The organism is Micromonospora sp. NPDC049089, assembly GCF_040648775.1.
Classification (GTDB): Bacteria; Actinomycetota; Actinomycetes; order Mycobacteriales; family Micromonosporaceae; genus Micromonospora.
The window spans coordinates 1-20836 of the sequence record NZ_JBEZEH010000125.1; the positions used below are offsets into that span (position 1 = coordinate 1).

Here is a 20836-nt window from a genome sequence, read left to right on the forward strand (position 1 = left end):
GTCGGCACAGGTGAGTAGAGGTGTCAGGATGGGTAGGTAACGCGGCAGGGGTCGTTGGGCCCGGAACGGGGGCTTGCGATGGGGTCGGATCGAGCGTGACGCGACCCAGCACTGACCTGTTCCTCGGCGGCGGCGACACCGGGCGGCTGATGGCCCGACTGGACTGGGCCGACACCCCGCTGGGCCCGGTCGGCGGCTGGCCGCAGAGCCTGCGCGCCGCCGTCCGGATGGTGCTCTCCTCCCGGTACCCCATGCTGCTGCTCTGGGGCGAGAGCTACTCCCAGCTCTACAACGACGCGTACTCGGCGCTGATCGGCGACAAGCACCCCGCCGCGCTCGGCGACGACGTACGGGTGACGCTGGCCGAGGGCTGGCCCGTGCTCGCCCCGCTGATCGAGGAGGCCATGGCGACCGGGGTGGCCAGCTGGGTCCCCGCGCTGCAACTACTGCTGGAGCGGGCCGGCTACCGCGAGGAGGCGTACTTCAGCGTCTCGCACGCCCCGGCCCGCGACGACGACGGCCGCACCGTCGGCGTCCTGACCGTGTGCAGCGAGGTCACCCAGCAGGTGGTTGGCGAACGCCGGCTCCGTCTCCTGCGTGATCTGTCAGTGCTCGGCGACGGGCGCACCGTCGACGTGGACGCCACCGCCGCCCGGCTGATCGACGTGATCGACGGTCACCCCCTGGACGTGCCGTTCGCCGCCATCTACCTGCGCGACGGCACGGCGCTGCGCCGGGTCGCCTGCACCGGCGGCGATCACCGGCACGCTCGGGCCCTGCCGGACGCCGTCGAGCTGACCGACCCGGGTCCGCCCGCGTACGCCTGGGGGCTGCCGGACGCCGCCGAGGGCAGGGCGACCCCGGTGACCGACGTCGCCGACCGGCTGCCGCTGCCCGCCGGCCCGTGGAACGACCCGGTCCGCACCGCGCTGGCGCTGCCGCTGCCCTCCGCCGACGAGGATCAGCCGCTCGGCGTCCTGCTCGCCGGGGTCAGCCCCAGCCGAGGGCTCGACGAGGCGTACCACTCCTTCCACCAACTGCTCGCCCAGCAGATCTCCGTGGCGTTGCGAAACGCCCGCGAGTACGAGGAGGAGCGGCGCCGGGTCGAGGCGATGGCGGAACTGGACCGGGTCAAGACCGACTTCTTCGCCAACGTCAGCCACGAGTTCCGTACCCCGTTGACCCTCATCCTCGGCCCGCTGACCGACGCCCTCACCGACGCCACCGCGCCGTTGGCGGCGGTGCAGCGGGAGCGGGTGGAGACCGCCTGGCGTAACGCCACCCGACTGTTGACGCTGGTCAACAGCCTGCTCACCTTCTCCAGCCTGGAGGCCGGGCGGGCGCGCAGCGACGCCCGGATGGTGGATCTGGCCGCGCTGACCGCCGAACTCGCCGGGGTGTTCCGGGCCGCCGTGGAGCGGGCCGGGCTGACCCTCGAGGTGAGCTGCCCGCCGCTGCCCCGACCGGTCGCGGTCGACCCGGTCAACTGGGAACGCATCGTCACGAACCTGCTCTCCAACGCGCTGAAGTACACCTTCATCGGCCGTATCCGGGTCACCCTGGACACCGACGACGAGGAGGTACGCCTCACCGTCGCGGACACCGGCATCGGCATCGCGGAACGGGACCTGCCGAAACTCTTCGAACGCTTCCACCGGGTGCGGGGCGCCCGCTCGCGCAGTCATGAGGGCACCGGCATCGGCCTGGCCCTGGTGCACGAGTTGGCCCGGCTGGAGGGCGGCGACGTACGCGTGACCAGCCAGGTGGGCGTCGGCAGCAGGTTCACCGTGACGCTGCCCTGGTCGGCGGCGCACCGCACCGCGATCACCGGGCCGGCGGTGGACGGGCGGGGTGACGCGGCCCGCGCCGCGGTCGAAGAGGCGATCGGCTGGCTCACCGAACCGGACGACGCGCCGACCGAGCCCGATCCCACGTCCGGGGCGGCCACCGACGAGCTGGCCGGGGCCCGGATCCTGCTCGCCGACGACAACGCCGACATGCGGGCGTACCTCACCCGGCTGCTCACCGGGCAGGGCTGGCGGGTGCGGGCCGTCACGGACGGCCGGCAGGCCCTCGACGAGATTCACCGTGATCTGCCCGACCTGGTCCTGACCGACGTGATGATGCCGGTGTTGGACGGCTTCGACCTGGTGCGCCGACTACGCGCCGACCCGACGACCCGGGCGCTGCCGGTGCTGGTGCTCTCCGCCCGTGCGGGTGGGGAGGCCAGCGTGGAGGGCCTGAGCCTGGGTGCCGACGACTACGTGGTCAAACCGTTCGCCGCGGCCGAGTTGATCGCCCGGATCAGGGCCAGCATCCGCCGGGCCCGCGACCGTACCCCTGCCGTGGCCGTCGTCGGCGACCCGCCGACGGTCGCTGCCGCAGCTCCCCCGGCCCGAACCGCCCCGGTCGGTCCCGCCACGCCGAGCCCGACGGTCGACCCCGTCCGCGACGCGGTCGTCATCGAGCCGGCGCCGGCCGAGCCGGACGGGCTGGGCGACCTCCTGGACGTCGGGTGGACGCTCCCGTCCGCGCCGACCTCGGCCGCCGCGATGCGTCGGGACGTCCGGGGCGCGCTGGTCGAGCTGGACGTCGACCCGGATGTGCTGGAAGATCTCCTGCTCGCCGCCTCCGAGGCCATGAACAACGCCGTCGAGCACGCACAGCGACCCAGCCGTCCAGAGGTACGGGTGCGCGTCCAGGTGGGTGGCGGTCTGATCCGGATCTCGATTCGGGACTTCGGTACCTGGCGGGACCGCCGGCCGGCGATGGACCGGGGACGCGGCGCGCTGCTGATGAACGCCTACGGTGACGTGCGGCTGGTCTCCACCGCCGAGGGGACGACGGTGACCATCGAGCGTCGGCTGGCCTGAGCGGCAGCAGCGCGTCAGAGTCGGCGGCCGCTGGCGTCGTGGGCGACGATGCCGTCCAGCCGCTCCCCCGGACTGAGCTGCGCCGGGTCGAACCAGAAGATCATCACCTGCTTGTCGGCGCTCCATGGCACCACGCGGGCGTCGACCTGCCGATCGTCGACAGTGCCGATGATCCGCTTGGCGGGGCCGACGAAGTAGCCGAAGGTGGGCACCGGCGCGTCAGCGCCCTCGTCGTAGCCGATCTGGTGGAACCCGGCGCTGCGGTCACTGCCGCGGACGTCGTTGACCAGGATGTCCGTGCTCAGCGAGCCGTCCGGAGCCTGGCGACCGGCGGCCAGACCGATCGACACCTTGGGTTCGCCGGGCACGGACACCGACACGAAGTAGTAGACCCGCCGGTCGGTGCCGTGCCGCACCTGGGAGTCCACGATCTGGCCCAACGGCTTCGGCTGCGGCACGTCGCGGCCCACCGTCGGCGGCGGCGTGGAGCCCGGCGACTTCTCCGCCCGCGGCGAGACACCGACCGACGGTGGAGCGACGGCGACCGGCTGCGGGCGCTCGGTCGGCGCCGGATCGCCCGGCCCGGACGCGCCGACAGCCACCACGACGACCACGGCGGCCAGGCCGGTCGCGAGCGTCACCGCCCCGGCTCCGGCCACGCGTCGACGGGTACGCAGCCGACGTCCCTCGCGCATCACGGTGGCCAGATCGAGCACGACGTCGGGGCGCTCGGTCGCCCGCATGGCGTCGCGGAGCCGTTCCAGCTCGCTCATCGGCGCGCCCTCTCGTCGGCCGTGCGGGGCGCGGCGGTGCGCAACTTCTCCAAGGCTCGCGAGCTGGTGCTCTTGACCGTGCCGACGGATACGGAGAGTTCCCGGGCCACCTGCGCCTCGGGCAGGTCGAAGTAGTAGCGCAGGACGACGATGGCGCGCTCCCGCGGGCTGAGCGCGCCGAGGATGGTGATCAACCAGCGCCGGGTGGCCACGTCGTCTGCCACGTCGTCTGCCACGTCGCCACGCCGTTGCTCCGGCACCTCGTCGGTCGGGTACTCCCGCATCGGCCGTCGCCACCCGTCGACCAGATGGTTGACCAGCGTACGGCGGGCGTACCCGTAGGCGTCGTCGTCGTGGATGCGCGACCACGACGCGTAGGTGCGCACCAGCGCGGTCTGCGCGGCGTCCTCGGCCTGGTGGTGGTCACCGGTCATCAGGAACGCGGCGTGCACCAGTCGCGCGGAAGCCGCTCGCGCGAACTCGACGAAATCGGCGTCACCCCGCGCCACCGCGAACCCTCCCCGTGCCACAGAGCTAGAGACGGGCGAGGTCGGCAAAAGGTTGAGCGCTGGGTCACATCAACTTTTCGCCACTGTCACCCGTCTTCTCCTCCGCGCCGCCGCCGAGCGACGCGCGAGGGGAGAGACATGTCGACGAAGGTTACCCGCCGCTGGGGTCCCGCCTCGATGGCGTCACTGCTGGTGGTGGCGCTGCTCACCGGGTGCGGCCTGCCCGCCGCCGGGCAACCCGCCACCGACCCGGTCACCGCCGGGCCGCCGCCCGGTGGACCGGCGACATCCGTCGTGCGGCCGACCGTGGCCGCCGAGGTCCGACCCGGTTCCGCCCCCGTCATCCCGGTCAGCTACCCCGCCACCGGCGGTAATCGTTGGTCGGTGGCGCCCGGCGAGACGGCCCCCGGACGCGCGACGGCCGGCAGCTTGCTGCGCTACCGGGTCGCCGTGGAGCGCGATATCCGGGGCCTGCCGGCCACGGACGTCGCCACGGCGGTCACCGCGACGTTGAACGACCCACGCGGGTGGACGGCCGGTGGGGCGTGGCGGTTGCGCCGGGTCGGTGCCGGCGATCCGACCGACTTCACCATCTACCTGGCGACCCCCGGCACCCGCGACACCCTCTGCCAGGACGTGCCGGACGCCTACACCTCCTGCCGCAACGGTGGCCGGGTGGTGCTCAACGTGGCGCGCTGGGTCAAGGGGGTGCCGGGTTACGGCGCGACACTGGAGACCTACCGGCAGTACATGGTCAACCACGAGGTGGGGCATAAACTCGGGCACGGCCACGAACGGTGCCCCGGGCGGGGCCGGCCAGCGCCGGTGATGCAGCAGCAGACGCTGGGCCTGCACGGCTGCACCGCGAACGCCTGGCCGTACCCGAAGGGAAAGGGCCGCTACAGCGGGCCGGTCGGGGCCTACGACGACGCGGTCCCCCGGCGTGAGGGCGCCTACTCGGCATCATGAGGACGGCGTGCCGTCAGGTGCGGCGGCGGCGCTCCTGCTCGAGGCGCTCGTCCAGCCGGCCCATCTCGTAGATAGCGTTGAGGCTGGTCGGCAGTCGACTGACGTTGTCCGGCACCGGGCCGGGATCCGGCGCCGGCCCCGAGTCCGGCGCCGGCCCGGAGTCCGGTGCCGGCCCGGGGTCGGGTGCGGCGGCGGGGGCCGGTGCCCGGCGGCGCAGGAGCAGCAGTGCCAGCACCGCGAGGACCGCCACGACCAGCAGGTACGACGCGGGTGGCCAGGCATTCCGGGTGGGGTTGGCCAGGGACGGCGGCGGGGTTGGTGCGGGGGTGTCGCCGTCGCGCCAGGGCACGGCGGCCTCGCGGGTGCCGGTGTCCTCGCCGGCGGTGCGGCGATGCGGGGCGGCGGGTGCGGGGACGCCGCTCGTCGACCCGGCCGGCCCGGGGATCGCGACGGGTTTCACCGGGCTGGGCTGACCAGCGACCGGCGGCCGACTCGGCGTGGCCGCCGCGGTGGGGGTGGCGCTCGGCGTCGGAGCGGCGCTCGGCGTGTCGCCGCCGAGCAGGTCGTCGACGATCTGGCCGATGCCGCCGACGATGTCACGAAGCGGGTTCGAGGTGGCCGACGGGGACGGCGCAGGCGCGAGGGCGAGGGTCAGCGCGAGGACGACGACGGTAGGCATGACGCCACCTCCGATATGCCGATATGCCACGCACCGTACCGCGTAGTGGGATCGCGTGGGTGACACCGCACACCGGGGCGACGAACGCGTGTCAGGTTCGAGGGCAGCCGGCTGCGCCCTCCTCGCCTACGATGCCAGGAACGCGGCGGGCAGCGAGGGGGCGGCATGGTCGATTTCGCGGTGGACCCGGTTGACGTTCGCGAGCGTGCGCGAACCCTTGGCACCACGATCGCTGAGGACTACGCGAACGAGGCGGACGAGTTCGCCCGCAACTCCGCCATCGATGCGCCCGGCTTCGGCATCGCCTTGTCGCCGGCGGAGGCGGCCTACATCCAGCGCGTCGAATTCCTCGTGAAGGACGTCCGGGGTGCTGCGGACGTGTGCCGGCAGATCGGCGAGAAACTCGGCGTCGTCGCGGATCAGTACGAGCGCGCGGAGAACCTGCACGTGGGTGGGTTTGGTGGCACGCCGGTGCCGACGAGCAGTTTCGGCGATGCCTACGGCAGGACCAGTGCTGCCCAGCTCACCCAGGATCCGGCGCTGCTCGTCGCCGCCGGTGCCTCGATCACGCTGGCGGAGATCGGCGCGATCATGGCTGGCCTGTCGGCCTGCGCCGCGCTGTGCCCGACGTTCATCGTCGGCGTGACCGGCGCGGCCCTGTTCGTGGCCAACCCGATCGGTATCGCCCAGGCCGGTGCCGATCTGATTCGTCACGGCGACAATCTGCAGAAGGCGCTCAACACGAACTTCGACAAGATCTGCTCGGCGGCGACCGCCACCTGGAAGGGCCAGGGCAAGGACAGCTTCGTCATCATGTCGACCAAGCTCAAGGCCCATCTCGACGAGCTTGGCGCATACATCCGCACCCTCGGCGAGACCCTGCACTCCCTGACGATCGCCCTCACCGGCCTGTGGCTCGCCCTGGGCGCGATGACGGTGCCGTTCCTGACCTGGCTGATCACCATGCGCGGCGCCCAACTCATACCCGGTTTCGCCCCCGCGCTGGAGCCGCTCATCCAGGCGGCCGGGGCCGCTGTCGCCGGCTCCACCACCACGATGATCGCCGGGGTGACCGCGGTGGGCAGCCTGGTCCTGGCGCTCATCAATGGGCTTTTCAAGGACTTCCTGAAGCTGCTGGCGCTGCCGGACGACGGTGCGGCGGGCACACCGGACCTGACCGAGTTCCGCGTCGGCGAGAACTTCGCCTGACCTCCGCTTTAAGGAGCCTTCGTGATCGACCCAGACGTGCAACGCCGGATCGAAGGGATGGCCGAGCAGGCGACCCGGTTCGCCGCCACCATGCAGAACCTCACCAGCGAGGGCACCGACGACGCGGAGCTGGTGCGCGCGACGTGCGACGCGAGCGGTCGCCTCGTCGACATCGACCTGGCGGCGGGCACCCGACGGATGCAGACCTACGAGCTGCGAGAGGCGATCCTTGCCGCCGCTGGCCGGGCCGCCGACGCGGCCAGCGCCAGCCTGGCGGACGCGGTCTCGCAGGTGACTCAGAGCGCTGACGTGTACGGCGCCGACGCAGTACGGCAGGCTCAGGAACAGGTCGCCCAGTATCGGCGGCTCGTCGACGCGCAGCAGGACAAACTCGAGCAGCTGCGCGCCGGCCTCGGCCAGCCGTGAGCACCGAGGCGCCAGAGCTGCGCATGCGTCGACGGCTGCTGCGGGTGCTCGGCACGCTGCGGCCGATCAAGGCCGGTTATCAGATGCGCCCGATGACTGTCGGCGGGGTTCTCGGCCTGATGGTCGCCGGGGTCCTGGCCCTCCTCGTGACCGCGCCACTGGCTTCGCTGGTGCCGTGGCTGCCGTTCGTCGCTGTGCCCGCCGTGGTGGTGGCTGTTCCTCTCCTGTTGCTGATCGCGAATATCGGCGCGGGCGCCTGGTACGCCTGCGGCGCCGGGCTTCCGATGCTGTCGGTCACCGACGGGGAGGTCCGCGGCCGACTGCGCGGAGTGTGGGCCGATGAACTGGCCGACGCCGACCCTGATGATCCGGCCTGGTGGGACCTGCGGCTGCCGGCCCGTGCGCTCAGCGGCGTTCGCGTGGAGCGCGACAGCCCCGGGGGCCCGCTCCTCGTCCTCGACCTGCCACCCGCGGCAGCGGAAGCGCTGACAGCGAAGGCTGACACGCAGAAGCTCGCGGAGCACTGGCGCAGCAGCGTCGACAGCCCCGCCGCGTGGCAGATCGGTCTCTTCGAGGGGCGGTTTCGCCGCGCGCGTCGCCTCCGGGAATTCCTGAAGGCACTCGCCGCCGCGGGTGGCCCGGTCCCCTAGAACACGCGCCGAGGGGCGGAGGTCGCCTGTCGCGTCCTCCGCCCACAGCGTCCGAGCTGGTCAGACGGGCAGGCCGCCGACCTGGGTGTTGATCCAGGACCGGATGGACGGCAGGTCGACGTAGATGGACGGGCCGGTGGCGCAGGTGGAGTTGTTGTTGCCGGCCCGGCTCGTGGCGCCGATCAGGTTCCACACTCCGTTGACCCGGCGCACCTGCGGGCCACCGGAGTCGCCGTAGCAGGCGCCGGAGTTGCCGTTGGTGTTGTTGGTGCAGATCTCGTACGGGCCGTTGATGCCGGAGCACCGGCTGTCGGCCACGATGGACGTGTCGAGCTCGTTGGCCACGGTCGGGGCCGACCCGCAGCCCCGCGGGGCGCAGGTCTGACCCCAGCCGATGATCCGGGTGGCGGTGCCGACCGCGCCGGAGGTGCTCGGGATCGGGGCCGGCGCGTACGTGACCGAGCTGGCCAGTTGCAGCAGCTTCACGTCGACGCTCGGGTGGTTGACCGCCCGGGTCACCTGCACCACGGTCCCGCCGCTGGAACGGTTGACGCTGCCCACCCGCACCGAGGACGGCGTCGAACAGTGCTTGGCGGTGACCGCCCAGTTGCCCTTGATCAGCGTGCCGGTGCAGCCGGAGACGTACACCATGAAGGGGTAGTTCTCCGTGGCCGGCCGGCCGCCGACCACCAGCGGGCTGATGTCCGAGGCGTCGTTCCAGGTGTACGTCGTGCTGGCCGGTGCGGCCAGGGTGCCGGCGAACAGCGAGTTCACCCGGCTCGCCTCGGCGGCGCTGGGGTTGGCGTTGCGGCAGGAGACCGGTGCGCTGCTGCCGGACATCAGGTCGGAACAGAGGCCGGTGCGCCGGTCCGGCAGGCCCAGGATGTGGCCGACTTCGTGGGTGGCGATGCGGGTGCGGTCGTAGCCCTGGTTGACGGCCGTGCGGCCCATCCAGATCCGGCCCGAGCCGAGGCCGGTCGGCTGCGCGCGGGGCCAGCCGTCGTCGACGTAGATGGTGATGCTGGCCGGGGTGCCGGCCAGGAGTCGGACGTTGCTGACCCGGCTGTTCCAGATCTGCGCCGCCTGGTCGAAGTTGGTGCGGAACTCGCCGGTCCGGCTCGCGTCGTAGTAGACGGTCCGGACGGCGGCGGCCGGCGTGCCGGTGGCGAGCTGCATCCCGGCCGCCGCCAGGATCGCCACCAGCATGGCCATCGCCGCGCGTCTCAGTTGTCCTCGGAACATCGGGTACTCCCCTGCGGTCGTCCGGTGGCCGTCGGCCGCCGGTCATCGATGTACGCCGATATTAATGTGACGGCGGTCGATGTTCGGCATAGCGGAAGCGTCATACCGGCGGCGGATCAGTGCCTACCAGTTGCCGAGCACCAGTCGTCCGCCGACCTGGCTGACGGTCGGGACCACCTGCCGTTACTCGGCGGTTACGTCACAGCGAAGCTCCTGTGCCGGGGCAGGACGACGGTGGCGGCAGAGGGTCACCGGCAGCGTCGCCGCGACGTGACCCCGGTACCGAACGGAGAAACCACAATGAGGATCAGGAGCACACTGACCGCGTTGACGGTCGTCCTCGCCGGGCTGGTCGCCAGCGCGGGCAGCAGCGCCGCCGAGGGCACCACGACCACAGCGGCGTACTGCGGGATCACCTGGGGCAGCGCGGAGAAGGCGGCCGGCGCGCTGAGCGACGCCCCGCTGATCGATGTGCGCACCGGCCGGCACGACTGCTACGACCGGGTCGTCTTCGAGTTCACCGGCCCGGTCGACGGATACGCGGTCGGCTACGGCGAGACGTGGACCGAGGGCGAAGGGCTGGCGCTGTCGCCGTACACCGCTGGCGGGGCGCTGCTGCGGGTCTCGCTGCGGGCCCCGGCGTACGACGACGACCACCTGGGCACCGTGCCCTACGCGGTCGGCGAGCACGTGGCGAATCTGCTGCGCTACCAGACACTGCGCGACGTGGTCTTCGGCGGCAGCTTCGAGGGCTACAGCACCTTCGCCGTCGGCGTACGGGCGCGGTTGCCGTTCCGGGTGCTCGTGCTCGCCGGCCCCGGCACCCACAGCCGGGTGGTGCTCGACGTCGCCCACCAGTGGTGACCGGGACCGGCCGATCCGCCTGGCCATTCGCCGGACGCGGCGGATGGCCAGGCGACGCGCGACTCACACGTGCAGGGTGGGCCGGTAGACGAGTTCCTGGGTGCGACCGTCGAGGGTCCGGCTCTCGATCAACTCCAGGTCGAAGTCGGCCGCTCCCTGGAAGATCGGCTCGGTACCGGTCTGCCCGGTGATCACTGGAAAGAGCGTCACCTGGACGAGATCGACCAGTCCGGCGGCCATCAGCGCCCGGTTCAACGACAGGCTGCCGTGCGATCGCAGGGGGACGGCGGACTCCTCCTTGAGTCGGGCGACGACGTCGACCGCGTCACCGCGCACGATGGCCCCGTCCGGCCAGTCGAGGGGGCCTTCCAGCGAGTTCGACACCACTGTCGCCGGGAGGTTCCTCATCCGGGTCACCCAGGCGTCGCGGACCTCGGACTCCTCGGTGCTCGCGGCCAGCATCTGCGCGAACACCCGGTACGTGTTGGCCCCGAAGACCATGCGCTGATCCACGCTGTAGACGGACAGGCGGTGTGCGAGCAGTTCAGGGCCCTGCTTTCCCCAGTAGCCGCCCCAGTTTCCACTGGTGGTGCCGAAGCCGTCGAGGCTGGAAAAGACGTCGACGGTGTAGGTGGCGGTCATCATGCTCTCCGTTCACTGGTGAGTTCGTTGCGACGGGTCTCCAGGTAGGCCCGCTCGGTCGCGTTGGTGGCCAGAGCCGCGGCCTGGTCGTAGGCGACTCGTGCCTCGTCGTTGTGTCCGAGCCGGGCGAGCAGTTCGGCTCGGGTGGCGGGCAGCCGGTGGTAGCCCGGTAGGTCGATGCCCTCCAGCGCGGCGAGGGCCACCGACGGCCCGTGCACCTCGGCGACGGCGACCGCACGGTTGAGCGCCACGACAGGATTTGGCGCGAGCGTGAGGAGTTGGTCGTACAGTGCCAGGACCTGCGGCCAGTCGGTTGCGGCACCGTCGGTGTGCACGGCGCTGATCGCGGCCTGGATCTGGTACGGGCCGGGCCGGTTGCGGCGCAGGCATCGGCGGACCAGGTCATGGCCCTCGGTGATGAGCTGCCGGTTCCACAGTGACCGGTCCTGGTCGGCCAGCAGCACCAGGTCGCCGGTCGGGCCGAGCCGGGCCGGGCGGCGCGCCTCGGTCAGCAGCAGCAGAGCGAGAAGGCCCAGGGCCTCGGGCTCATCGGGCATCAACGCGGCGAGTTCACGGGCCAGCCGGATCGCCTCGGCGCACAGGTCCGTTCTGATCAACGGGCCGGCGGTGGAGGCGTAGCCCTCGTTGAACATCAAGTAGAGCACGGTGAGGACGGGCGGCAGCCGGTCCGGCAGCTCATGTTCGGCCGGCACCCGGTACGGGATGGCGGCGTCGCGGATCTTCTTCTTGGCGCGCACGATGCGCTGGGCGACGGTCGCCTCCTGAACCAGGTAGGCGCGGGCGATCTCCGGTACGTCGAGACCGCCCAGCAGGCGCAGGGTGAGCGCCGTCCGCGCCTCCGGGGCCAGCGCCGGGTGACAGCAGGTGAAGATGAGTCGCAGCTGGTCGTCCCGCACCGGTCCCACCTCCGAGGGATCATCCTGGTGATACAGCAGCAGGGCCTGAGCGTGGCGGGCCTCGCGGGTCGACTCCCGCCGAAGACGGTCGACGGCACGGTTGCGTGCGGTGGTCACGATCCAGGCGCCCGGGTTCGGCGGCAGTGTCTGCCACTTCTGCAGCGCTGTGGTGAAGGCGTCCTGGACGGCCTCCTCGGCGAGGTTGATGTCACCGAGGAGGCGGGCCAGGGTGGCGACGCAGCGGCCGTACTCCGCGCGGTAGATGCTCGCCAGGTCCATGTCGGAAGACCGGCTGCCGGTCAGGCCTGCGACAGGTCGTCGAAGGGGCGCACCTCGACCGGGCCGCAGGCCGCCGCGCACCTCTCGGCCCAGGCCAGCGCCGCGTCCAGGTCGGCGCACCTGATGACCCAGAACCCGGCGATGTGCTCCTTCGTCTCGGCGAACGGTCCGTCGCTCATGGCGGTGGTGCCGTTCTCGACCCGGACGACGGTGGCGCTCTCCGGCGAGGTGAGTCCCCCGCCGAAGACCCAGGCGCCCGCGGCCTGCATGTCGTCGTTGATCCGGCCGGTCTCCCTGAACATGGTCTGCGTTTCCTCGTCGGACGGCGTCGGGGCGCCCTCGACGACGTGCACGGACAGCAGGTACTGCTTCATGACGATCCTCCGGTACCTCGATGTGGTGGGACGGGTGCAGGTCAGGCGGCCAGGCGGCGCGCGAGGGCGGGGATCACGATCACGGCCGCGACCAGGTGGGTGAGCATCAGCAGCGCCTTGGTGGCCATCCCGGCGTCGGCGATCACGTCCGGCACCAGGGACAGGACCGTCAGCACCACGGTCGTGCGGACGAACGTGACCCGGGGGCGCCGGGCGAAACGCGCCAGCACACCGGCGATCAGCACGCCGATCAGCGAGAAGACAGCGGTCAGCACACCGAACCCCGTCACGGGGATCGGGGCGCCGCCCAGCGCGAGGCTGATCCCGGCCAGATGTCCGACGGCGGCGACGGCCATGGTGGCGACGCTCGCCGCGACAGTGGCGGCGACACCGGTCCGGATCAGCGCACCGACGTTCGGCGTGGTGGCGCGGGTCGTGTTCGCAGTGGCGGTCATCGTGCCCTCCAGTGGGTGTGCGGCCCGTTGCGATGCCGGGCTCTCACCAGGGCTACGAACCGAACCGGTCCCAATCGACAGCACGACCAGAATTCTTGTCGACGATTTTTCGAGACGACCTCGCCGCCTCGCCGATCATGAAGTTGTGGTGGGTGACAAAGGCGACTGCCAGTCCCCGAAACGGGCACCACAACTCCATGATCGACACCGTGGACCTAAGCCTCGTCGGCCAGGTGCCAGACCTCGCGCATCGGGGCCCACCAGTCCCCCGAGCCGGGCTCGGCGATCGACTCCTGACACGGGTCGGTCAGCTTCCACCACTCCTGCGTCTGCGGGTCCGCCTCGATCAGCCGCTGGTCGGCCTCGTAGTCCTCGCCCACGTACTCGTAGTAGCCGAAGAGCAGATCGTCGTGGAGGAAGATGGTGTAGTTGCGGAAGTTCGCCTCGCGCAGCGTCTTCTCCACGCTCGGCCAGACGGCGGCGTGCAACTTCAGGTAGGTCTCCCGCTGCTCGGGGCGGAGTCGGATCACGCAGCCATGACGTTTCACGTCGTGCCCTTTCGTGTGAGCTGATCCAGGGGTGCCGAAAGCACCTGACGTTAGCGGTTCGGCGGCGCTCGGAGGGGGCCAGCCGGCCGCCGATGTCGGCCGTTCCGCCAGGACTACGCACTGTGGCGCCGGGTCTACCCTCGGATGATGGAGGGCCGCGTGTTGGTGGTCGAGGACGACTTCTCGATCCGGGAGGTCACCGCCCTCGGTCTGCGCCGCGCCGGTTTCCGGGTCGACACCGCTGTGGACGGGCGGCAGGCTCTGGCCGCGTTCCGCGCCCACCCGGTCGACCTCATCGTGCTCGACATCATGCTGCCGGGCCTCGACGGTCTGGAGGTCTGCCGGGAGATCCGGCGCACCAGCCAGGTGCCGATCCTGATGCTGACCGCGCGCACCGACACCATCGACGTGGTGGTCGGGCTGGAGTGCGGCGCGGACGACTATCTGCGCAAGCCCTTCGACCTGCCCGAGCTGGTGGCCCGGGTTCGCTCGGTGCTGCGCAGGGTCAGCCTGCCGACCCCCTCGACCGTCATCGAGGTCGGCGGTCTGGAGATCGACCCGGGCGGCTTCGTGGTCCGCCGGCACGGCCGGGAGTTGGCGCTCACCTCCACCGAGTTCCGCCTCCTCCTGGAGCTGGCCCGCCGGCCCGGTCAGGTCTTCACCCGGGAACTGCTGCTGGACCTGGTCTGGAACCACGACTTCCTCGGCGACTCCCGACTGGTCGACGTGGCGGTGCAGCGGCTACGCGCGAAGGTCGAGGACGACCCGGCGCAGCCACTGCTGATCCGGACCGTACGTGGCGCCGGCTACAAACTGTCGACGGGTTGACGGGGGCGGCGATGGCCGGACGCGCCGTGTTGCCCGGGCGCCTGCGGCGCCGGCTGACGATCGCGTTCGTCCTGGTCGCCGGAGTCTCGGCCGGGCTGCTCGCCGGCGGGACCGGGCTGCTGCTGCGGCAGTCCTGGTTGGACGCGTCGCTGCACGAGGCCGCCGCCGACGCCCGCTACCAGCTCGTTCTCGCTGGGCAGTTCCTGCCGCTGACCGAGCAGCGCAGCACCGAACTGCTCACCAGCTTCGAGGCCAGTGGTCGGCACGTGCTGCTCGTCGACGGCCCGACTCGCGCCTCGCACCCCGCGTACGCCCCGGTGCTGGGCACCCGGTTGCGGGCCGTCGTCGCGGACGGGCGGCTCGGCTATCAGCGCTCCGCGCCAGCGGAGCGTCCTCGGCTGCTGGTGATCGGTGGGCGCATCCCCGGCTCGACCGCCGAGCTGTACGTCCTGACAGTGGAGGACGACGTCGCCACCGACCTGGGTCAGCTACGCACCGCTCTCGTAGCCGGTTGGGTGCTGGTGGTGTTGCTCGCCGCCGCAGTGGGTCACGCGTTGGCGCGCCGGACGTTGGAGCCGGTGGGCCGGGCCAGCCGGGCCGCCCGAGCACTGACCGAAGGGCTGCTCGCCACCCGCCTGCCGGTACGCGGGCGCGACGAGTTCAGCGTCTGGGCGGCGACCTTCAACGAGATGGCCGAGGCACTGGAGTCGAAGATCGCGGCGCTGTCGGCCGCGCAGGCCCGCGAGCGGCGCTTCACCGCCGATGTCGCGCACGAGCTGCGTACCCCGGTGACCGCGTTGGTGGCCGCGGCGTCGCTGCTGCGCGAGCACCTCGACCAACTGCCCGAGGACGCCCGGCCGGCGGCCCGGTTGCTGGTCGGCGACGTGGTCCGGCTGCGCCGGTTGGTCGAGGATCTGGTGGAGATCTCCCGGCTGGACGCAGGGCAGGAGCAGCTGGCCGTCGGGCCGGTCGACGCGTTGGCGCTGCTGCACGACATCGTGGCGGCGCGCGGCTGGTCGCCCCGGGTGCGGGTCACCGGTGCTCCGGTGGCGGCCCGCACCGACCGGCGTCGGCTGGAGCGCGTGCTGGCCAACCTTGTCGCCAACGCGGTCGAGCACGGCGGTGGCGAGATCACGGCCAGCGTGGTGGGCGCCGGGCCTCTGGTCGTCTTCGAGGTGACCGACGAGGGGCCGGGCATCCCGGCCGAGCACCTGCCCCGCGTGTTCGACCGGTTCCACCAGGTCGACCCGTCCCGCTCCGCGCCGGGCAGCGGGCTCGGGCTGGCCATCGCCCGGGAGCACGCCGACGTGCTCGGCGGCGCGTTGAGCGTGCGCAGCGAACCGGGCGAGGGCACCCGGTTCCGGCTGGAGTTGCCCGTCGCCGTGCCCGCCGGCCCGCACGGTGACCTGCCGGACCCGGACGACGGCGCCGCCCACCCGGGTCCGGTTGGGCGTACCGCCGGCACGCCAGGTGGTGTGGGGTGACCGGCCGCGGCGCGGTCAGGCTCGGCGCACCGGCGCTGGTCGCGGCGCTCCTGCTCAGCGGCTGCGGCACGTCCCGCTCCGGTGACCTCGGCCTGGCGCCCACCGCGCCGCCGCCGAGCGTCGCACCCACCGACCGGCCGGAACCCACCCCGACCCGGGCCGCGGCACCGACACCACGAGCCACGAACCGGCCGCCGGGTCCGTCGACGACGGCGTCCACCGGCACGCACCGGCTGGACCCGGTGACAGTGGAGCTGTGGTACGTCCGCGCCGGGCTGCTGGTGCCGACCCGGCGCACCCGGCCGGGCACTGTCGCGACGTCCCGGCTAGCGCTGACGGAACTGGCCGCCGGGCCGACCCCGGCCGAGGCCGCAACCGGGATGATCACCCTGCTTCCGGCCGGGGTCGAGGTCACCCGCATCGCCGACGGCATGGCGACGCTGCGGGTGCCGTCCGTCGGCGACCCGGCAACCCAGCGGCTGCGCGAGGCGCAGGTGGTGTGGACGCTCACCCAGTTCCCCAGCGTGCGTCAGGTCCGCCTCGACGACGCGGCCCCGGTCGACCGGGCGGACTACGCGGACCTGCTGCCACCGATCGTGGTCACCGGCCCGATCCCCGGTGAGCGCGTCTCCGCTCCCCTCGTCGTCACCGGCACCGCCACCGTGTTCGAGGCGACGGTGAGCGTCCGGGTGCTGGACGCCGCCGGCCGGCAGGTGGCCACCGGTTTCGGCACCGCCAGTTGCGGCAGCGGCTGCCGGGGCGGCTACCGCGTCGTGGTCGGCTGGCGCACGGTCCGCGAGCAGAAGGGCACCGTCGAGGTGTACGAGGTGTCGGCCGAGAACGGCGAGCGGATCCACACGATGGCAGTGCCGGTGGTCCTCGCACCTCGCGACTGACCGCCCTGCCCGAGAGGGTGTTAACCCGGTGCGTCATCCATTTGTCGACATCGACATGCGGGCCTGACGTCTACCCGACAGAGCGGCTCCTCGTCGGCATTCTCCGGGCTGGCGCGGCCAATCGGCGAAAGCGCAGGTCACCCGCCATGGAGCCGGTGAGAAAGTCTCCGACACGCCGGCAGCGGGACGGTTCGTCGGACCGGACCGGACGACCGTCCCCGTGAACTTCGAGATTGACCTGCACAGACATGTTTGCCAACGTGAGCGCGTCGTTGCGAAGAGTCATATTCGCTGTTCAGCGCTGTGGCGACCGGCCGTATCGGAGTCGCGTCGGTCGCCGCGACAGCCTCACCATCCCTCACAGAGCGGAGATACATCATGTCCGGTGGCAGCCTTCCCCGTACCGGTATGGGCGTTGTCACGATCGGCGGCGCGGCCGGTATCGGCGGCTACACCCTCCCCCTGCCGCTCACCATCGCCCTCACCGGAGCGACCGCCGTCCTCGTCGGCTTCATCATGATCCGAATGACGTTCCGTCGTCAGCAGTCGGTCGGACAGTGACCGCGAGCGTCACGAGGGGTCGTGTCCTGTTCGCCGCGGCGGTCGTCCTGGCCGCCGCGGCGGCGTGGACCGCCCATCACGTCCTCGCCGTGATCGGCGCCATCGACGGAGGCGGTCACCGCTTCACCTTCGCGTACGCCACCATGTTTCTGCTGCTGATCTGGCAGCTCGGCACCTCCTATCTGGAGAAGCCCGCCGTGGTCACCGACCGGATGCAGGGGCACCTCGACGCTCTGCACGTGGTGGGTATCGTGCCGGCGTACAACGAGGATCCGGGCGCGCTGCGGGCCTGCCTCGAATCCATGATCTTCCAAACGCGCAAACCAGACACCATCTACGTGGTGGACGATGGGTCGAAGCTGACCGAGGGCTACCAGCCGATCAAGCGGTGGTTTCTCGACGTCGCCCCCGTACACGGGATCATCGCCGCCTGGCACATCCAACCCAATGCCGGGAAGCGGCACGCCCAGGCCGCCGCGGTGCGGTCGACACCGGCAGCCGACATCTACTGGACGGTGGACTCGGACACCATCTCGGACCCGAACGCCCTCCGGGAGTTGTTGAAGCCCTTCGCCGACCCGGCGGTGCAGTCCGTCGCGGGGGTGGTGATGGCCGCGAATGTGCGCAGCAGCTTCCTCACCCGGTTCACCGACCTGTGGCTGGTGACCGGGCAGCTCACCGACCGGTCGTCGCTGTCGGTGTTCGGGTGTGTGTGGGTGAACTCGGGCCCGATCGCCGCCTACCGCGCGGAGGTGGTTCGCGACAACCTCGGGGCGTATCTGACGGAGACGTTCTTCGGCCAGCGGGTGCCCTTCTCCGACGACTCCCTCCTCACCCTCTTCGCGATGGTCCGGGGACGCACCGTGCAGCAGCCGTCGGCGTTCGCGTTCTCCCTCATGCCGGAGAACGCAGGGCACTTCTGCCGGATGTTCCTACGCTGGATGCGCGGCAGCTTCATCAGGACCTGGTGGCGGGTCCGGTACCTGTCGTTGCGGTCGATCGCGTGGTGGCTGCATCTGCTGCGCTGGGCGGCCACGGTGGTCGCGACGGTGCTGTTCGTGGCGGTGGCGGTCCTGTCGCCGATCATCGACCCCGATCCGCGGGCGATTCCGTGGCTGGTGGCTGTGCCGCTGATCGTGGGGTACGGCCAGGCGCTCCGCTACATGACGGTGCGACGATCGGACCAGTCGACGGCGTACCAGTGGGGCACCTGGCTCCTCACGCCCGTCGCTGTGGTGTTCGCCCTGGTCGTGCTGCGGGCGATCCGCTGGTACGGCGTCGCCACCTGCTGGCGCACCGGCTGGGGCACCCGCAAGAAGGTGGAAGTGGCGCTGGGTTCCTGACCACGACCCGGGCCGATCCTGACAGCCGGGCTGACTCCAGGTGAAACGTTACCGTTTCGTCGGCCGAGTGCGAGGCAACTCACGAAACCCTGCACGACCAGCCAACCGCGAACTATCGTCAGTACGACATCGTTTCGCGGGGGGTCGAGATGCTGGGTGGTCAACAGGTGGGCGCGGGCGCCGGGGTGCCGGCAGCCCGGGCTCCGCGCTGCACCGACAGCGACCTGTTCACCGTCGTCATCGACACCCTGCGCGAGGTCGGCTTCGACCGGATGACCATCGACGCCGTCGCCGCCCGCGCCCACGTCAGCAAGGCCACCATCTACCGACGCTGGGACGGCAAGGCCGAGCTGGTCGTCGCCGCCCTGCGCGACCGGCAGGTGGGTGTTCACAACCCGCCCGACACCGGCTCCCTTCGCGGCGACCTGATCGAGTTGCTGCGGGCCACGGCCGCGATCTGCACGGCCGACTGCGACCTCATGCAAGCGTTGACCTTCGCCATGCGGACCAACCCGGAGCTGGAACGCCTGGTGCGTCACCAGGTGCTGCCGGCCGGGCGGGTGGCAACCACCGCCATCCTGGTCCGGGCCGCGTCGCGCGGGGAGATTCCGCCGGAGGCCGGCGAGCGGGAGCTGTTCCACGATCTGGCGCCCGCGCTCACCATGTCCCGCATCGTCGCGCACGGCCTACCCGCCGATGACGCGTTCCTCACCCAGGTCGTCGACCAGGTGCTGATCCCGGTACTCCGCTATCAGCACGACCGTCCCTCGCCGGCCTGATTCACCGATATTCGGAACACGGAAGGCTTCACCATGCCCGGAACCACCTCGACCGCGCCCGGCGCGCCCAACGCCGGGCCGTCGACTGGCGCACCGCACCCGCGGCGCTGGATCGCGCTGGCGGTCATCGCGGTCTCACAGCTGATGGTCGTCCTGGACGCCACGATCGTGAACATCGCGCTGCCGCAGGCCCAGGCCGACCTGGGGATCACCGACGCGAACCGGCAGTGGGTGATCACCGCCTACACGCTGGCCTTCGGTGGTCTGCTGCTGCTCGGCGGTCGGATCGCGGACTACTGGGGGCGCAAGCGCACCTTCCTGGTCGGCATGACCGGTTTCGCGCTCGCCTCCGCCCTGGGCGGACTGGCCACCACCGGTGAGATGCTCTTCGCCGCCCGCGCGTTGCAGGGTGCCTTCGGCGCGCTGCTCGCCCCGGCCGCGCTGGCGCTGCTCACCGTCCTGTTCACCGAGGCCACCGAGCGGGCCAAGGCCTTCGCGGTGTACGGCGCGATCGCCGGCGGCGGGTCGGCGGTCGGCCTGCTGCTCGGCGGTGTGCTCACCGAGTACGCCGACTGGCGCTGGTGCCTGCTGGTCAACATCCCGGTCGCCGCCATCGCCATCGCGTTCGCGCTGCCACTGGTGCCGGAGAGCCGGGCCCACGGCAACACCCGCTACGACGTACCCGGTGCGGTCCTGGTGACCGCCGGCCTGGTCTCCCTGGTCTACGGCTTCACCAAGGCCGCCGAGGACGGCTGGGACGCCACCGCGACGCTCGCTTTCATCGCCGCGGGCGTGGTGCTGCTCGCCGCCTTCGTGGTGGTCGAGCTGCGCTCCAGCCACCCGCTGCTGCCACTGCGGATCGTGCTGGACCGTAACCGGGGTGGGGCGTTCCTCACCTCGACGCTGATCGGCGCCGGCCTGTTCGGGGCGTTCCTCTTCCTGACCTTCTACTTCCAGGTGGTGTTGCAGTACAAGCCCCTCGAAGCCGGTCTCGCATCCCTGCCGGTCACCGCCGGTGTGCTGATCGCCGCGGGTGGCGCCAGCCAGCTGATGCCCCGGTTGGGCGCCAAGCCGCTGATGGTCGCCGGTTCGGTGCTCGCCGCCCTGGGCATGCTGGTGCTGACCCAGATCGACGTGGACACCTCCTTCCTCACCCACCTGCTGCCCGCGCAGGTCGTCCTGGGCCTGGGGCTGGGCTTCACCTTCGTCCCGCTGTCCAGCCTCGCCCTGGTCGGGGTGCCGGAGCACGACGCCGGCGCGGCCAGCGCGACGCTCAACGCCACCCAGCAGATCGGTGGCTCGCTCGGCACCGCGCTGCTGAACACCTTCTACACCAGCGCGGTCGCCGCCTATCTGGTCGGCCGGGCGCCGAACCCGGTCAACCAGGTCGAGGCGCTGGTGCACGGCTACCGGGTGGCCTTCGCCTGGGGCGCGGCGCTGATCGTGCTCGCCGGACTGGCCACCCTGGTCCTGGTGAAGGTCCGCAAGGAGGACCACCCGACCGGCAACACAGTGCACATGGGCTGAGTCTGACCG

The 20836-nt window shown here is 71.5% G+C and carries 22 protein-coding genes and 1 pseudogene; 13 read left to right on the forward strand and 10 right to left on the reverse strand.

Annotation, left to right across the window (positions count from 1 at the left end; genetic code table 11):
* The first annotated feature begins 95 nt into the window (after positions 1 to 95).
* Positions 96 to 2873, forward strand: a complete 2778-nt coding sequence (locus tag AB0B48_RS20995; RefSeq protein ID WP_357203986.1) for an ATP-binding protein — start codon at positions 96 to 98, stop codon at positions 2871 to 2873.
* Positions 2874 to 2887: 14 nt separating this feature from the next.
* Here the strand turns inward: AB0B48_RS20995 and AB0B48_RS21000 are convergent, their stop codons facing one another.
* Complete coding sequence (locus tag AB0B48_RS21000; protein ID WP_357203988.1) at positions 2888 to 3646, reverse strand: hypothetical protein; 759 nt, start codon at positions 3644 to 3646, stop codon at positions 2888 to 2890.
* Complete coding sequence (locus AB0B48_RS21005; protein WP_355009102.1) at positions 3643 to 4155, reverse strand: SigE family RNA polymerase sigma factor; 513 nt, start codon at positions 4153 to 4155, stop codon at positions 3643 to 3645. Before AB0B48_RS21005 ends, AB0B48_RS21000 begins: the two co-directional genes overlap by 4 nt.
* Before the next feature lie 138 nt (positions 4156 to 4293).
* Between AB0B48_RS21005 and AB0B48_RS21010 the strand changes: the two genes are divergently transcribed.
* A complete protein-coding gene (locus AB0B48_RS21010; protein ID WP_357203990.1) occupies positions 4294 to 5124 on the forward strand; it encodes a DUF3152 domain-containing protein in 831 nt (276 codons plus the stop codon).
* 13 nt (positions 5125 to 5137) lie between these two features.
* Here the strand turns inward: AB0B48_RS21010 and AB0B48_RS21015 are convergent, their stop codons facing one another.
* The gene (locus AB0B48_RS21015; RefSeq protein ID WP_357203992.1) at positions 5138 to 5803 is read right to left on the reverse strand and encodes a hypothetical protein; all 666 of its coding nucleotides are present in this window, start codon (positions 5801 to 5803) and stop codon (positions 5138 to 5140) included.
* Between the two features lie 165 nt (positions 5804 to 5968).
* On the opposite strand from AB0B48_RS21015, the gene AB0B48_RS21020 reads away from it, so the two are divergent.
* The 3 genes from AB0B48_RS21020 to AB0B48_RS21030 are packed head-to-tail and all read left to right on the forward strand — an operon-like array spanning position 5969 to position 8088.
* Positions 5969 to 7012 (forward strand): hypothetical protein, encoded by a 1044-nt coding sequence (locus AB0B48_RS21020; RefSeq protein WP_357203994.1) that lies wholly within the window; start codon positions 5969 to 5971, stop codon positions 7010 to 7012.
* Between the two features lie 21 nt (positions 7013 to 7033).
* Positions 7034 to 7438, forward strand: coding sequence for a YbaB/EbfC family nucleoid-associated protein (locus AB0B48_RS21025; RefSeq protein WP_357203996.1), 405 nt, complete (start codon positions 7034 to 7036; stop codon positions 7436 to 7438).
* A gap of 44 nt (positions 7439 to 7482) precedes the next feature.
* Positions 7483 to 8088 carry a hypothetical protein gene (locus AB0B48_RS21030; RefSeq protein WP_357203998.1) on the forward strand — a complete coding sequence of 202 codons (606 nt, stop codon included), beginning with the start codon at positions 7483 to 7485 and terminating at the stop codon, positions 8086 to 8088.
* 60 nt (positions 8089 to 8148) lie between these two features.
* On the opposite strand, the gene AB0B48_RS21035 is transcribed toward AB0B48_RS21030, so the two are convergent.
* A complete protein-coding gene (locus AB0B48_RS21035) occupies positions 8149 to 8838 on the reverse strand; it encodes a trypsin-like serine protease (RefSeq protein WP_357204025.1) in 690 nt (229 codons plus the stop codon).
* Between the two features lie 18 nt (positions 8839 to 8856).
* A pseudogene (locus AB0B48_RS21040) lies at positions 8857 to 9330 on the reverse strand (snapalysin family zinc-dependent metalloprotease); the annotation flags it as partial.
* Between the two features lie 300 nt (positions 9331 to 9630).
* Here AB0B48_RS21040 and AB0B48_RS21045 point away from each other — a divergent pair.
* Positions 9631 to 10194, forward strand: a complete 564-nt coding sequence (locus tag AB0B48_RS21045; RefSeq protein WP_357204000.1) for a hypothetical protein — start codon at positions 9631 to 9633, stop codon at positions 10192 to 10194.
* A 63-nt stretch (positions 10195 to 10257) separates the two neighbouring features.
* Here the strand turns inward: AB0B48_RS21045 and AB0B48_RS21050 are convergent, their stop codons facing one another.
* The 5 genes from AB0B48_RS21050 to AB0B48_RS21070 all read right to left on the reverse strand — a co-directional run bounded on the left by AB0B48_RS21050 (position 10258) and on the right by AB0B48_RS21070 (position 13391).
* On the reverse strand, positions 10258 to 10836 hold the full coding sequence (locus AB0B48_RS21050) for a dihydrofolate reductase family protein (RefSeq protein WP_357204002.1): 579 nt from the start codon (positions 10834 to 10836) through the stop codon (positions 10258 to 10260).
* A complete protein-coding gene (locus AB0B48_RS21055; protein ID WP_357204004.1) occupies positions 10836 to 12032 on the reverse strand; it encodes an RNA polymerase sigma factor in 1197 nt (398 codons plus the stop codon). The genes AB0B48_RS21050 and AB0B48_RS21055 overlap by 1 nt, the downstream gene beginning before the upstream one ends.
* A gap of 20 nt (positions 12033 to 12052) precedes the next feature.
* Positions 12053 to 12406 (reverse strand): YciI family protein, encoded by a 354-nt coding sequence (locus tag AB0B48_RS21060; protein ID WP_357204006.1) that lies wholly within the window; start codon positions 12404 to 12406, stop codon positions 12053 to 12055.
* A gap of 41 nt (positions 12407 to 12447) precedes the next feature.
* Positions 12448 to 12861, reverse strand: a complete 414-nt coding sequence (locus AB0B48_RS21065; protein WP_357204008.1) for a DUF6069 family protein — start codon at positions 12859 to 12861, stop codon at positions 12448 to 12450.
* A gap of 215 nt (positions 12862 to 13076) precedes the next feature.
* Positions 13077 to 13391: an L-rhamnose mutarotase gene (locus AB0B48_RS21070; RefSeq protein WP_357204010.1), complete on the reverse strand. Its 315-nt coding sequence runs from the start codon at positions 13389 to 13391 to the stop codon at positions 13077 to 13079.
* Positions 13392 to 13556: 165 nt separating this feature from the next.
* Here AB0B48_RS21070 and AB0B48_RS21075 point away from each other — a divergent pair, with 165 nt between their 5' ends.
* The 7 genes from AB0B48_RS21075 (at position 13557) to AB0B48_RS21105 (ending at position 20827) form a co-directional block, all read left to right on the forward strand.
* Positions 13557 to 14237 (forward strand): response regulator transcription factor, encoded by a 681-nt coding sequence (locus AB0B48_RS21075; RefSeq protein ID WP_357204012.1) that lies wholly within the window; start codon positions 13557 to 13559, stop codon positions 14235 to 14237.
* A gap of 11 nt (positions 14238 to 14248) precedes the next feature.
* Entirely contained in the window at positions 14249 to 15721 is a 1473-nt protein-coding gene (locus tag AB0B48_RS21080) for a HAMP domain-containing sensor histidine kinase (protein WP_357204014.1), read from the forward strand.
* On the forward strand, positions 15718 to 16617 hold the full coding sequence (locus AB0B48_RS21085; RefSeq protein WP_357204016.1) for a Gmad2 immunoglobulin-like domain-containing protein: 900 nt from the start codon (positions 15718 to 15720) through the stop codon (positions 16615 to 16617). Before AB0B48_RS21080 ends, AB0B48_RS21085 begins: the two co-directional genes overlap by 4 nt.
* Positions 16618 to 16995: 378 nt before the next feature.
* A complete protein-coding gene (locus tag AB0B48_RS21090) occupies positions 16996 to 17178 on the forward strand; it encodes a hypothetical protein (RefSeq protein WP_357204018.1) in 183 nt (60 codons plus the stop codon).
* Positions 17175 to 18521 carry a glycosyltransferase gene (locus AB0B48_RS21095; RefSeq protein WP_357204020.1) on the forward strand — a complete coding sequence of 449 codons (1347 nt, stop codon included), beginning with the start codon at positions 17175 to 17177 and terminating at the stop codon, positions 18519 to 18521. The genes AB0B48_RS21090 and AB0B48_RS21095 overlap by 4 nt, the downstream gene beginning before the upstream one ends.
* 149 nt (positions 18522 to 18670) lie before the next feature.
* Positions 18671 to 19300, forward strand: a complete 630-nt coding sequence (locus AB0B48_RS21100) for a TetR/AcrR family transcriptional regulator (protein WP_357204021.1) — start codon at positions 18671 to 18673, stop codon at positions 19298 to 19300.
* Between the two features lie 33 nt (positions 19301 to 19333).
* On the forward strand, positions 19334 to 20827 hold the full coding sequence (locus tag AB0B48_RS21105) for an MFS transporter (protein ID WP_357204023.1): 1494 nt from the start codon (positions 19334 to 19336) through the stop codon (positions 20825 to 20827).
* The last annotated feature ends 9 nt before the right edge of the window (positions 20828 to 20836 follow it).